Source organism: Acinetobacter sp. LipI_15 (assembly GCF_058242865.1).
Window position 1 is genome coordinate 2,660,719 of record NZ_JBZAYN010000001.1, and the last position, 13,053, is coordinate 2,673,771.

Here is a 13,053-nt window from a genome sequence, read left to right on the forward strand (position 1 = left end):
AGTGTCAATATTTATTGGCCCTTAAGCGTCCAGATGCAATGCTTCTAATGAATTACTCCATAAGATCTGTGCAATCTCAGATTCAGTACGGTTTAAGCTCTGAGCTAACCCCTGCAATACATAGGGCAAATTGACCGGCGTATTGCGAGTACGCCCTTCCGTCGAATGCTGACAACATAAGGGTGTCATATCTGGACAGTCAGTTTCTAAGACCAAATGATCTACACCCAAAGTCTGAATCACTTGATGTAATTTTTTTGCATTGGGATTGGTGATTTGCCCTGTTACACCAATTTTAAAACCTAGCTTGGTAAATGCCTTCGCTTCTTCAACACCACCACTAAATGCATGTGCAATACCACCGAGCTTAAATTGATGCTTTTTCAACATCGAAAGCACCTTCGCATGGGATTTACGAATATGCAGCAATATTGGTTTATCAAACTGCTGTGCTAATTCAAGTTGTGCGGAAAAATACTGCTGCTGCTTTTGAAAAAGTTCAGGCTGTTTATGCTGTTTCAAAAAAGTATCTAAACCTATCTCACCGACAGCAATACAATTATGCTGCTTTAGCATCTGTTCCACGTCGAGCAAATGTTCTGCACGATGTTGCTCAATATAAAACGGATGTAAGCCGGGAGCTAAATAGCTTTTGGGAGCATTGGATAAACGATCTAAAAACTCTTGGGTTTGCAGCAAATCGTGAAAACGTGACTGTACAAAACCAATCAATACTAACGCATCGACACCCGCCTGTTTGGCAGCATACGCCAACTGTTCCCGATCAGCGTCAAAATCGGGAACATCAAAATGCGTATGCGTATCAAACAGTGAGTAAGTCATTGAACTAATTAATTTGCTTTTGCGGCTGAGGCTTCAGCAGCTTCAACTGGAGGTAGATATTGCTTTTTCAATACACTTTGCAATTGATCATAAGGAATGGTCAAACGTGGTAAACCCACCACATACGGCCCAATTTCATATTCGGCATATTGCAAAATTAAACCTTGCTGACTCAGATAAAAATTATCAGACAGTTTAAATTTCCAAATCTGTTCATATTCTTGAATATTGTCTGCCAACTTGGCATCTTTCACCCAAGTTTTAAATACTTCATAGCCCCGCTTTTCAAGCTCAGCACGTTGATTTGGCAATAATATGTCGTTGAGCTGCACCAATTTTTGAGTGCTTAAATCGAAGTTATAATATTGCTGTGCAGAAGAACCATGCGCTCCACCTAAATATGAACTGGTATTTAAAACCACTGTTGCCAAGGTTTTTTCAGCATTTAATATTTTAGGTTTAATCATCAGACTGATTTGCTGATTGGCACTTAAAGATTTCAATTCTTTATCTAAATTTAAGAACGCTTGCATATAAGGCTGCGTGGCTTTTTCCAATTTTAATTTGGGCGTTTCAACCTTTGCCAAAGCAGATTTTGCTTCAGACGCTGCAGGAACTTCACTTGCAGCGGGAGCATCAGTGCTCAGCGTCTTATCTTCTAAAGGCGAAACAGACAAGATTTCGCCTAACTGTTTTAGAATTTCCGCATCAATAAATTCATCAATAAAGGCTTGATTACTGTTTAAGCGTTCAACTGAAATTTCAGGACAGACCCCGCCATCACATTCAGGTAAATTCAGTTGTAATTTTTCCGCATCACCAATCAGTTTTGCACTCAAATCTGGCTGTTCAGTTTTGGCTTGATCCGGCTTTTTTTCAGGTTCAGCTTGTTGTGGCTGACACGCCGTGAATGCAACAGAAACTGCCAATATTGAGCTTGCCCAAATTTTATTTTTTTGCACCATTGCTTCAACCTTTCATTTCGAATAATTGATATTTATCTCGGTAAATATCTCATCAAATTAAATACTTTCGTTGTTTAGAACATATGCTGATAAACGTCAGCTTTCAATACTTGTTGTGTTTGTGCTTTGCTGAGATAAATATCCAGTTGTTTACTATCTTTGATAATTTCATCTGTACGGTAATGCAAACCGACACCTTCTTGATCAAAGAACCAATCTGCTTGGCCCCAATAGAGTTTTTTCGGTGCCGTTTTTTTGACATCTACCTCTTGTTCATCTAACCATTTGCTATAGGCTTGCTGCACAATAGCATCCATATTTTGCTGTTGCTTTGCATCAATAATATCTAAAGGCTTAAGATTCTTTTTCGCACGACGGTCTGCCACAAAAAAATAATAGCGCTCTTTGACCGTGATATTTTCCTGTTTGGTATCGACACCGATTTGCAGCAGCACATATTGATTCCGTTGATATGGAATTCGTGTGTACATCGCCAATTCATAGGCTTTATTGGTTTTAAACTCGGCCTGCCAAGCATCTGATTTTTTCACATACGCATCGACAGCTTGTTGGAGATTCATATTCTGCTTTAGTGCAATCTGATCTTGTACGACGCTCGCCTGATTCTTTTCAATCCAGCTATTCAACCACGTATCTACGGTCTGAATGGTTTGTATCTCTAAATCAATACAACTTTTATTTTCACAAAACGGTTTGGCAATTTTTGCAGCTTGCTCTTGAATATTTAAATAGGGCAAAACATCTGGATTGATTACGGTCGCTTCAGAAGCACCATCATCGGCCGGCTTTGTCGCTTTGTTTTCTTTTCCTGAATCACATGCACTGAGCAGCAAAACACTCCCCAAAAGTGCAAAAACTGTAGCATCCTTGAATATTTTCATGATGTCCTAAACGACCAAATGATTGCGTAATGTATGGATTTAAAAACTCTACCACAAAATAAAACAGCTTCACGAAGAAGCTGTTTTATTTCTGTAAAAGAACAACTTAGTGTTCACGTGTATTACGGAACACGATATCCGGATAACGTTCTTGCATTAACTGTAAATTCACACGACTTGGTGCAAGATAAGTTAAATGACCACCGCCATCGACAGACAATTGGTCGTGTGCTTTTTTCTTAAATTCGTTGAATTTTTTCTCGTCATCACACGATACCCAACGTACCGTATTGATACTTACAGGCTCGTAAATACAATCAACTTTGTATTCTTCTTTCAAACGATAAGCCACCACTTCAAACTGAAGCACACCTACAGCACCCACAATTAAGTCGTTACTGTTTTGCGGCATAAAGACCTGAGTTGCACCTTCTTCTGAAAGTTCTTTTAAGCCTTTTTGTAGCTGTTTTGACTTCAATGGATCTTTTAAACGCACGCGACGGAACATTTCAGGCGCGAAGTGCGGAATACCGGTAAAGTGTAAATCTTCACCCGAAGTGAAAGTATCACCGATTTGAATCGTACCATGGTTATGCAAACCGATAATGTCACCCGGCCATGCTTCTTCAAGATGTTGACGGTCACCAGCAAGGAACGTTAAGGCATCACTAATACGCACATCTTTACCTAGACGCACATGTTTCATTTTTAAGCCTTTTTCATACTTACCTGAACAGATACGCATGAATGCAATACGGTCACGGTGTTTTGGATCCATATTGGCCTGAATTTTAAAGACGAAACCTGTGAAGCCTTCTTCAGTCGCTTCAACTTTACGGTCCTGAGTCGGATGTGCTTTAGGTTCAGGTGCGTATTGACTAAATGCATCCAAAACATGGTCTACACCAAAGTTACCGAGTGCCGTACCAAACAAGACTGGCGTTTGACGGCCTGCCAAAAATTCATCACGGTCTAAAGGCTCGTTGGCCATTTGAACCAATTCCAATGATTCTTCAAATGCAGCCCAAGCTAGATCACCGACTTTTTCACGCAAATCTGCATAGTCATAGCCATCACGGACTTCAATATCCGTAATTGTTGAACCGAAACCTGCCTTATAAACGTAGAATTTTTCTTCGAGTAGGTTAAATACACCGGCAAAGTCACGACCTGTGCCCAGTGGCCAAGTAATCGGAACACATTTAATTTTTAAAACGTTTTCGATTTCATCAAGCAGTTCTAATGGCTCACGAATTTCACGGTCCATTTTGTTGACGAATGAAATAATCGGCGTGTCGCGCATACGACACACTTCCATCAATTTGATCGTACGGTCTTCGACACCTTTTGCACCATCAATCACCATAAGCGCAGAGTCAACAGCAGTTAATGTACGGTAGGTATCTTCAGAAAAGTCTTCATGCCCTGGTGTGTCGAGCAAGTTAATCATCTTGTCTTTAAACGGGAACTGCATAACAGAAGTGGTGATCGAAATACCACGTTCTTTTTCCATTTCCATCCAGTCAGACGTTGCCGCACGATCAGATTTACGGCTTTTTACCATACCTGCAACCTGAATCGCCTGTCCCCATAACAACAGTTTTTCTGTCATTGTGGTTTTACCGGCATCGGGGTGGGAAATAATAGCGAAAGTACGTCGCTGAGCGACCTGTGTCGCTAATTCTTCTTTAAAACTCATGAAAGACACCTACTGCAAAACTCGCAGTGCAAAAGATCAGATCTGATCAATATGGAAAATTGGCGATATTGTATCAGATTGACCATTAAAAATAATCAACCACATCGGGTTGAGTCAAAATCTTAGCGTGGTGTGTCTTGATGTTTTACATTGGATGACGACCTGTTTTTATCGACGATATAACGCATTTCTCTGTCTTTTTTTTCTCACTCATTGGCAATGCGATCAGACTACGAGGCCTTTATTCAACTTTCATTTTCATGCTTTCTTCAAGCTGTGCCACTGGCATCGGCATTCCTAACAAATATCCCTGCAACTGCTGGCAACCTAAACGTTTTAAAATTTCTGCTTGTTGTTCTGTCTCTACACCTTCTGCAGTGACCGTTAAACCCAGTCGAATTGCCAAGTGAATAATACTTTCTAAAATAATTTCTTCTTTAGAACCGACGCTCAAATTGCGGATAAATTCACGGTCAATTTTCAACTCATCTACAGGCAGTTCTTTTAAATACAAGAAACTTGAATGTCCCGTTCCAAAGTCATCAATCGCAACTTTAATCCCCATCTTTCTCAAATGTTCAAAAGTTACGATACTGGCATCGATATGATGCATCGCAGTTGACTCGGTAATTTCAATAATTAAATGTGACGGGTTAATTTCATACCGTGCAAAAAGCGACTCTAAGGTACTAAATAAATGTTTATGTTCAAACTGAATCGCTGATAAATTGACCGCAATCGGATACAGCGGCATATTCAGCTTTTCCCAGTGCTGAATTTGCTTACAGGCTTCTTCAAGCGCCCAATAGCCCATGGCAATAATCAGTCCAGTTTTTTCTGCACCATTGATAAACTTATTTGGCGTCAACATACCTAGAGTTGGATGATTCCAACGAATTAAGGCCTCAACCCCACAAATTTCACGATCAGCAGCATTAAATTTTGGCTGATAAAATAAGATAAACTGTTGTTCTTCTACCGCTTTATACAAATCATTGATCAGTTTCGTCTGACTTTTTTCTTCAAATTGGTCGGCGGTATAATTAAAAAATGAATAGGTATTACGCCCCTGATACTTCGAACTCAGCATTGCGGTGTCTGCATTGATCAGTAGGTCTTGTAAGTTCGCACCATGTTCAGGGTACATCGCAATACCAATACTGCCTGAAATGTTAATTTCCTTACCTGCAATCAAAAAGCTTTCTTGCATCAATTCCAATATTTTTTCAGACATTGCTGTGGCAGAGTCATTGCTTGCTGACTCAAGCACAATCAGAAACTCGTCCCCACCGATTCGTAGCAATTTGGCTTGATCATTAATTAAACGGTGAATGCGTGTGGCAATTTGAATCAGTAGTTGATCACCTACATGGTGTCCAAACACATCATTGACCGCTTTAAAACGGTCGATATCAATATAAATAAAAGCAATTTTATCTTGTCTTAAGCGATGCTCTGTAAATAGAAAATGTGCATATTCAGCCAAAAATAGTCGATTAGGTAAACGGGTCAAATTGTCCTGTACCGCTTGATTAGCCAGTTCTCGATTTGCGCGCATCAATTGCAAACTGCGATGTTCTAAACGTTGCTCAAGTACTGCAACGCTAAAGGCCGCCATCAACAATAAACTGGTGACAAATAAGACAATAAATAGCAATAAATTATGGTTAATTTGAGCCGCAACCAATACATCCATCGAGTTTAGCGGTACAAAATCAACAGCTGCCATACCAATATAATGCATAGCAACAATGCTAAAAGTCAGCATGACCGCAACAAAAGCATTCATGATGTTACGTTTTGGCGAGTATTTATTTTTAAACGTTAGCCAAAATGCCAAACACGAGCCACAGATCGCAACTAAAATTGAACAGATAACAATTAAAGGTTCGTATCGTTGCTCATAACCCTGAACGTCTAAACTCAGCATCCCCGTGTAATGCATTCCGGAAATGCCAAGGCCCATTAATACGGAGCCTAAAATTAAACGAGGAAATGGTAGCGTCAGTCGTGTGGTTAACCACACGGCAAAAGTGGACGCGACAAAGGCGATAAAATAGGAAGTTAGGGTCAGACTGGTATCAAAACTATAATTTGAAGGCAAATGGCTGGCCATCATGCCTATAAAATGCATGCACCAAATCGCAGCACCTAAAATTGCGCCGCTGAATAATAAAATGACATTTTCATATCTTGGTCGTGTTCCACGGAACAACATTTGTTCGAGTGAAACCGCTAAGTAACAACTTAATAATGCAACTACGATTGAACCAACGACCAGATTGTAATCATAATGAATATGGGTCATATCAAGCGTTCCGCTTAGGTTATCGTGGCACTTTCTTTAACCGAATTACCCAATCTATCTCTTCCCTTTAACTTGTTACGTTTTCAATTACTTACTTATTTTCCCTTAGAATCTATTAGTCTACGATAATGGTCAAGTCTTTCTTTCAAGATTTTAAGCAACTGATTAATTTAAAAAAAGAAAGCTTGATGAAGTTCACTAAAACTTAAACTTTTGATAAAAAATGCATCAGGTGGTTTTTATTTTAGAACAGTTTCTAACCATAATAAAATGAATAAGTTAGAATCATTTATAGATTGCTTTCTAGATTTAAATCGAACACCGCCCTACTCACAAAAAAATAGCGAGCCGTAGCTCGCTATTTCTCAATGGATAAATTCATCTTTTCTGTCAAAAACTCAAGCAATCATCTCAATGTTATTTATGGATGAATTACTTACTTTTTGGCTGTTGTTGTATGCGTTTTGCCTTGTAATTTGGCATAGTCCATTAGCACGTTTGCTGCTTCCGTCACAAAGACTTCTTCTTCAGGCAGTGCTGGACGCTGGTTCGCCTTCATTTTTGCACGTGCCTCCACCAATGCATCCATAGACGCTTGGTAGCTTTCCCAATTGGCATAAGGTTTTTGACCCACCACTTTACGACGTTGGTTTTCAGCATCCAAAGACTTTTGCTCTAGTGCCAACAGCTCGGCTTTACGCTTCGCTAAGTCAAGCACCACACGCTTTTGCTCTTCTGTCTTTTTCGCAATCGCCGTACGTTGCTCTAAATATTTAAATTGCGGATCAATGCTGACACGTTGCTGAGATGACTTAATCAAATCGGGAACATAGGCTTGGATCGAGCCTTCACGTTTAAACGGTGCTGTAGGAATGGTATCCCACTGTAAAGCATTTTTCGCTTTACGTTCACCAAACTCTTCATTGTAAATATCAACCAACTTAATATCAGGCACGACTCCTTTATTCTGGGTACTGCCGCCAGTCACGCGGTAAAATTTACGTTGCGTTAAGGTTGCTTGACCATAGGCTAAAGAGTCAAGTTGTACCTGCGCTGTTCCTTTACCCGTTGTGGTGCTACCAATCACCACACCACGTTCATAGTCTTGAATCGCAGCAGAATAAATTTCACTCGCAGACGCCGAAGCCAAGTTAATCAATACTGCCAATGGACCTGCATAAGTTTGCGCGCCCCCATCATCATCTTCAAACACGCTGACATTGCCATTGCCATCACGGATTTGCACCACTGGACCTGATTTAATCACTTGACCAAGCATACGTGCCACTTCTTCAAGTGAGCCACCAGGGTTGTTACGCAAGTCAATGATGATGCCTTCAACATTTTGCGCATCTAAAGTTTTTAAAGCTTTATTGGTATCTTCCGACACAGAACGGTAATCTGTACCCGCACGACGTGCACGATAGTTTAAGTAAAACGATGGAATTTCAATCACACCAAACTTATGTTTTTTGCCATCACGCTCAATTTCAACGGTGCGTGAACGCACGCCTGCATCTTCTTCTTGAATTACATCACGTACAATCGTGACATTTCGCGCTTGATTCATGGACGCACCAGCACCCAATAAACGTAAAGTCACTTTGGTGCCACGTTTACCACGAATCAGTCCGACAATTTCATTGCTCGGCCAACCGATCACATCCACCATTTTGTCGCCATCTTGGGCAACACCAACGATACGATCGCCTGACTTGACTTGTCCTGATTTGCTAGCTGGACCACCTTCTACAATCGTTTCAATTTTAGTGTAGTCTTCGTTGCCACGTTCAGGACGAATCGACACCCCAATCCCTTCCAATTGCAACGTGGTTTGACGGTTCAATTCCATCGCATCTACAGGTGGGAAATAGTTACTGTGCGGATCATAGGTTAACATCATCGCATTAAGGGTTTTATCAAGCACATCATCGCTTTTTAAACGACTAATCCGCTCTAACTGACGCGTATAACGCTTGGTTAAAGTCTGTACAGGTGTTAAGTCTTCAGGACCTGTTAAATCTTGACCGTTTGCCAGTGTTGGGTCATCTTTCAACGCTTTTTGTTTGGCTTTCTCTTCTTCTTTGCTGATGGTTAAATTGATCAGCTGAGAGACCAACATTTTATTCCAATGCGCACGCTGCTCTTCTGTCGATTTAAAGAATGGTGCTTTTTCACGATCAGTTTCGATGTAGTTATTCGGTTGATTTAAATTCTGTGGCTTTTTCAGCTCTTCCAACATATAGGTGTAGAACTGTTTTAGGCGCTCACGATATTGAGCATGAATGGCATACGGCCCTGTTAAATTGCCCGCTTTGAGATTTGCGCCAAAAGTTGGGCCATAACGTTTTTTATAATTTTCAATGTCCGATGCCAAGAACAACGTATGTTCAGCGTCTAAACTATCAATATAAAAATCTAAAATACGGTTAGAGGTATTGGCATCTAAACGCTGATTTAAATAGTGTTGACGGTCTACCAATGTTGCAAGCTGACGTGAGACCAAGGCTTGTTCTTGTGTGGGCTGAATGGTACCCGCGCTCACTGCTTCTGTATTATTGGCAGCAATTGCGTCATTCACCACATGAGTGAAAAAGAATCCACCTGTCGCAATCGCAACGGCACAAGCTAATGTTTGAAGTTTCATAAATAATTTGTACTTCCTTGGTATTAAGACCAATATTACCGTGTTGGTTTTCGACCTGAATTGAATATATTCAAAATCTTAAACAACTTAATATGTTTATGTCGTGTAGTTTTATCATATTCTCTGCTGACAAAGTGTAGCAAATCATTGCAGAATTCAGGTATTGTTTTTCCTTAAAAATTCCAACACGGACACCGAATATGATTGGCGCATTAATGCTCGACATTGCTGGCACAGAACTCACCCAAGAAGATATTGAACTATTACAGGCACCACAAGTTGGCGGCATGATTTTATTTGGTCGTAACATTGAATCTCCTGAACAAGTTCGTGCCCTGACCGACCATATGCGTCAAATTCGTCCTGATATTTTAATTGCCGTCGATCAGGAAGGTGGTCGTGTACAACGCTTAAAACAAGGCTTCACACTCCTACCAGCTATGGGTAAGTTTGGAGAACTTTACTTAACTGAACCTGAAAAAGCTGTTGAACTGGCTGAACAATGTGGCTGGTTGATGGCAGCTGAAGTCCTTGCGGTCGGCATCGATTTCAGTTTTGCACCTGTGCTGGATTTAAATGATGTTAGTGATGTGATTGGTGACCGTGGTTTTGCCAAAAATATGCAAGATATCATTCCACTGGCAAGTGCTTTCTTAAAAGGTATGAAACGTGCAGGAATGGCATCTACAGGTAAGCATTTCCCAGGCCACGGTTCAGTGAAAGCAGACTCACACGTCGCTGCTGCTATTGACCATCGTAGTTATGAAGAGATCTATCAAAAAGACATGCAAAGCTTTATTCAACTGCAACCACAGCTTGATGCCTTAATGCCTGCGCATGTGATTTATGAAAATATTGATCCTAATCCTGCTGGATTTTCACCGTATTGGATACAGAAAGTCTTACGTCAAGAGCTCCAATTTGATGGCGTTTTATTCTCCGATGATTTAAGCATGCAAGCTGCTTGTGTCGCTGGCGGCGCAGATGCTCGTATCCAAGCAGCATTAAATGCAGGTTGTGATATGGGCCTTGTATGTAATAACCGTGAATCTGCATGCATTGCACTTGATGGCATTCAAAACTTGGCTCTTCCAAATCAAGAACGCCTAGAACGTATGCGCGGTAAAATCCCACAAATTGAGATTGGGCAAAGCATTGAACTCGGGGCGGACTGGCAAAACGTGCGTAACCGTATTGTGGATTTTAAAAATCAATACTGCTAATCCACAACCTTTAAAATCATAAAAAGGAGCACGACAAGGTGCTCCTTTTTGATTTATGATGAAGTCAAAATAAGTGCTTCGGTGCTATACAAAAATTGCCAATAAAAACAACATTAGGTCAGGACGACATGACACAAAGTTTATCGGAACATCGACACATTTCCTTTACTGCACATTACACCGGCTATATTTGGTACAGCATGGGGATTTCACATCCCGTTTTTGCTACGCGTAAAGGCAAATTTTTAGCACGTTTAGTCCACCCCTTAGAAAGCTGGGCAGAAAAGAATGTGGGCGGTAGCATGCGCTCGACGCTCAAACAGCGCCATGCCATGATCGATCAACATTTAGATCAACTCATTGCCCAACACCCGCAGCTACAAGTCCTTGAAATTGCTTGTGGCCTCTCCCCGCGCGGTTGGAATTTTCGCACCAAGCATCCTGAAATTGACTATCGTGAACTCGACTTGCCAGATATGGCAAAGATCAAAACACAAGCACTCAAACAGATTGACCCGCATGCCCCTGAGGTCTTAACAGGCGACATTTTCACACAAGATTTTGAACGTATTTTTCAGAGTTTCAACCCTGAACGTCCTTTGGTGGTGATTAGTGAAGGGCTAATTAATTATTTTGATCAAACGCTACTGAATAAGTTATTGCAAGGGATCACCGAATATGGCGCCTCATTTCAGGAATTACATTATCTGACCGACATCTATCCTGAACCCGTCAAGAACCGTTTAGCACGTTTTATTTGGGCCAGTAGTAAATTACTCAAAGTCATGTCTCGCAGCGCTTTTACTTTTCATTTTCAATCCCCTGCTGAATTACAGCAGTTTTTCAGTCATACAGGATTTGAAGAAGTAGACGTCGTTCAGCCGGCCTTATACTTTCCACAACAGCAACAAGATCAAGTGATTCCATTTCACGATGCAGAGCAGCACTGTGGAGATTTGGTTTGGATGGTCCATGCCAAAACAAAAAAACAGCGCTAACGCGCTGTTTTTTTTTACTTGTTCATGTTTTAACTTACGGCTTCTAATAACAACACATCTTCTTTTTGGCGTTGTACAAAGCGCAATAGACGCTCTGCCAACTCAAAACTACCATGCTTAAACAAAGCTCGAACCTGCGTATCCACAACGTCAAAGATGAGACATTCAATTTTAAACTCACCTTCTTCATCTTCTAGATGTAATGCCAAATCCCGTGGATATGCGTGCATGCAGTCCAACATTTCAGCCTGTACATTCAGCAACACGCCGAAATAATTTAAATCCGTAATTTGAGTTTCAACCACGAGGTCTGAATGGCGATGAGATAAATGCGTGAATGGCTGTTGTACACTTACACGCGCTTCGCCACGGCGTTCAATATTTTGCATTTGCTCTCGGCTCATTGGAATGATTCCTTCCAACTGCTGAATAGACTCACCGCGTAGATAAGTTGCAAACAAATTCATGGTTTCCTTACGGCGTTGCAACTGCGGTAAATGATCCGCATTGGCAATCATGGCAAATTGCATATTCGGACATTGCAAGGCAAAGCCTGCATTTTCATGTGGCAAAGTAAAACTGTCATACTGCCCGCATGACACCAAAACATCACACTGTGGAATCGGCACGTCTTGCAAACGCAGCAAACGATTACAGTTAATATCATAACGCTCTTGTTCGGTATTGGTGAATTCAGCCATTTGTCTAAAGAACAAACGCTTCGCTGTCGGCGACATCCGCGTCACATCCAGTTTGGCATGATTGACCAAATATAAAATCACCGCTTGACCAAATTCATCCATGCGCTGTTCTTTCATCAAATGCAAGGATTCTTCAAGCAACATGCGCCAGCTCTTGCGCGTTTTTTGCATTACGCCCATTAAAATCATGCGGTCAATCAATTCAGGACGTTGATCCGCCAGTCCTGCAGCCACCACTGAACCGAGCGACATCCCCATCACGGATACTTTTTCTAGCCCGACGATATCCAACCAAACGCCTAACATCTGTGCCAGATCACCCAACTCTAAAGTCCCTGCTGACACCGCAGTATCGACATTGGTAATTTGCTGGTTTGAGCCCATGGAGGGTAAATCAATTAAAATAATAGGGCCTGCCGCAAATAGTTGTTCGACACAATATTTGTAGGAATTAAAGTTTTGAAATGCCCCACCAATAATAACAATCGGTGTGCGATGAATGGTTTCAGGTTGTGCAATGGCCATATATTCGACCTTCCAGCCATCAATCCATGTTGTTCTGGCAGGCTGTTTAAAGCTTTGCTTGTCATACAGATCGAAAAAACTGTAATGCGTACTTTCCTGTACGGTGGGATCCATTTGGATAATGGAATTCATATTCCTTTCCTCCATTCCTGCCTTATTTTTATTGTCAGGAATTCATTTAGAGACTCTGCTCGACTTAGCGTCCTGCTCTTTAATCGTTATTTGTACGACTTCAATGTCGC

At 41.1% G+C, this 13,053-nt stretch carries 9 protein-coding genes; 2 read left to right on the plus strand and 7 right to left on the minus strand.

The features are described 5' to 3' along the window. Positions 1–21 precede the first annotated feature (21 nt). The 6 genes from AC4CU0_RS12590 to AC4CU0_RS12615 all read right to left on the minus strand — a co-directional run bounded on the left by AC4CU0_RS12590 (position 22) and on the right by AC4CU0_RS12615 (position 9,364). On the minus strand, positions 22–843 hold the full coding sequence (locus AC4CU0_RS12590; RefSeq protein ID WP_490743246.1) for a TatD family hydrolase: 822 nt from the start codon (positions 841–843) through the stop codon (positions 22–24). 8 nt (positions 844–851) lie between these two features. After that, positions 852–1,808: an RsiV family protein gene (locus tag AC4CU0_RS12595; protein WP_490743247.1), complete on the minus strand. Its 957-nt coding sequence runs from the start codon at positions 1,806–1,808 to the stop codon at positions 852–854. Between the two features lie 74 nt (positions 1,809–1,882). Beyond that, on the minus strand, positions 1,883–2,710 hold the full coding sequence (locus tag AC4CU0_RS12600) for a hypothetical protein (RefSeq protein ID WP_490743248.1): 828 nt from the start codon (positions 2,708–2,710) through the stop codon (positions 1,883–1,885). Positions 2,711–2,816: 106 nt separating this feature from the next. After that, complete coding sequence (locus AC4CU0_RS12605; RefSeq protein WP_078189646.1) at positions 2,817–4,409, minus strand: peptide chain release factor 3; 1,593 nt, start codon at positions 4,407–4,409, stop codon at positions 2,817–2,819. A 241-nt stretch (positions 4,410–4,650) separates the two neighbouring features. Continuing rightward, positions 4,651–6,717, minus strand: coding sequence for a bifunctional diguanylate cyclase/phosphodiesterase (locus AC4CU0_RS12610; protein WP_490743249.1), 2,067 nt, complete (start codon positions 6,715–6,717; stop codon positions 4,651–4,653). A 436-nt stretch (positions 6,718–7,153) separates the two neighbouring features. Continuing rightward, positions 7,154–9,364: a carboxy terminal-processing peptidase gene (locus AC4CU0_RS12615; protein ID WP_490743250.1), complete on the minus strand. Its 2,211-nt coding sequence runs from the start codon at positions 9,362–9,364 to the stop codon at positions 7,154–7,156. Between the two features lie 200 nt (positions 9,365–9,564). On the opposite strand from AC4CU0_RS12615, the gene nagZ reads away from it, so the two are divergent. Beyond that, entirely contained in the window at positions 9,565–10,587 is a 1,023-nt protein-coding gene (nagZ, locus tag AC4CU0_RS12620; RefSeq protein ID WP_180034909.1) for a beta-N-acetylhexosaminidase, read from the plus strand. Positions 10,588–10,715: 128 nt separating this feature from the next. Next, the gene (locus tag AC4CU0_RS12625; protein ID WP_490743252.1) at positions 10,716–11,585 is read left to right on the plus strand and encodes a class I SAM-dependent methyltransferase; all 870 of its coding nucleotides are present in this window, start codon (positions 10,716–10,718) and stop codon (positions 11,583–11,585) included. Between the two features lie 29 nt (positions 11,586–11,614). Here AC4CU0_RS12625 and AC4CU0_RS12630 read toward each other — a convergent pair whose 3' ends face one another. Beyond that, a complete protein-coding gene (locus AC4CU0_RS12630; protein WP_490743254.1) occupies positions 11,615–12,943 on the minus strand; it encodes an alpha/beta fold hydrolase in 1,329 nt (442 codons plus the stop codon). Positions 12,944–13,053 lie beyond the last annotated feature (110 nt).

What these genes read in the sequence shown, in the direction of transcription:
- AC4CU0_RS12590 (WP_490743246.1), bottom strand. Translation starts at nt 843, where the DNA reads ATGACTTACTCACTGTTTGATACGCATACGCATTTTGATGTTCCCGAT.
- AC4CU0_RS12595 (WP_490743247.1), bottom strand. Translation starts at nt 1,808, where the DNA reads ATGGTGCAAAAAAATAAAATTTGGGCAAGCTCAATATTGGCAGTTTCT.
- AC4CU0_RS12600 (WP_490743248.1), bottom strand. Translation starts at nt 2,710, where the DNA reads ATGAAAATATTCAAGGATGCTACAGTTTTTGCACTTTTGGGGAGTGTT.
- AC4CU0_RS12605 (WP_078189646.1), bottom strand. Translation starts at nt 4,409, where the DNA reads ATGAGTTTTAAAGAAGAATTAGCGACACAGGTCGCTCAGCGACGTACT.
- AC4CU0_RS12610 (WP_490743249.1), bottom strand. Translation starts at nt 6,717, where the DNA reads ATGACCCATATTCATTATGATTACAATCTGGTCGTTGGTTCAATCGTA.
- AC4CU0_RS12615 (WP_490743250.1), bottom strand. Translation starts at nt 9,364, where the DNA reads ATGAAACTTCAAACATTAGCTTGTGCCGTTGCGATTGCGACAGGTGGA.
- nagZ (WP_180034909.1), top strand. Translation starts at nt 9,565, where the DNA reads ATGATTGGCGCATTAATGCTCGACATTGCTGGCACAGAACTCACCCAA.
- AC4CU0_RS12625 (WP_490743252.1), top strand. Translation starts at nt 10,716, where the DNA reads ATGACACAAAGTTTATCGGAACATCGACACATTTCCTTTACTGCACAT.
- AC4CU0_RS12630 (WP_490743254.1), bottom strand. Translation starts at nt 12,943, where the DNA reads ATGAATTCCATTATCCAAATGGATCCCACCGTACAGGAAAGTACGCAT.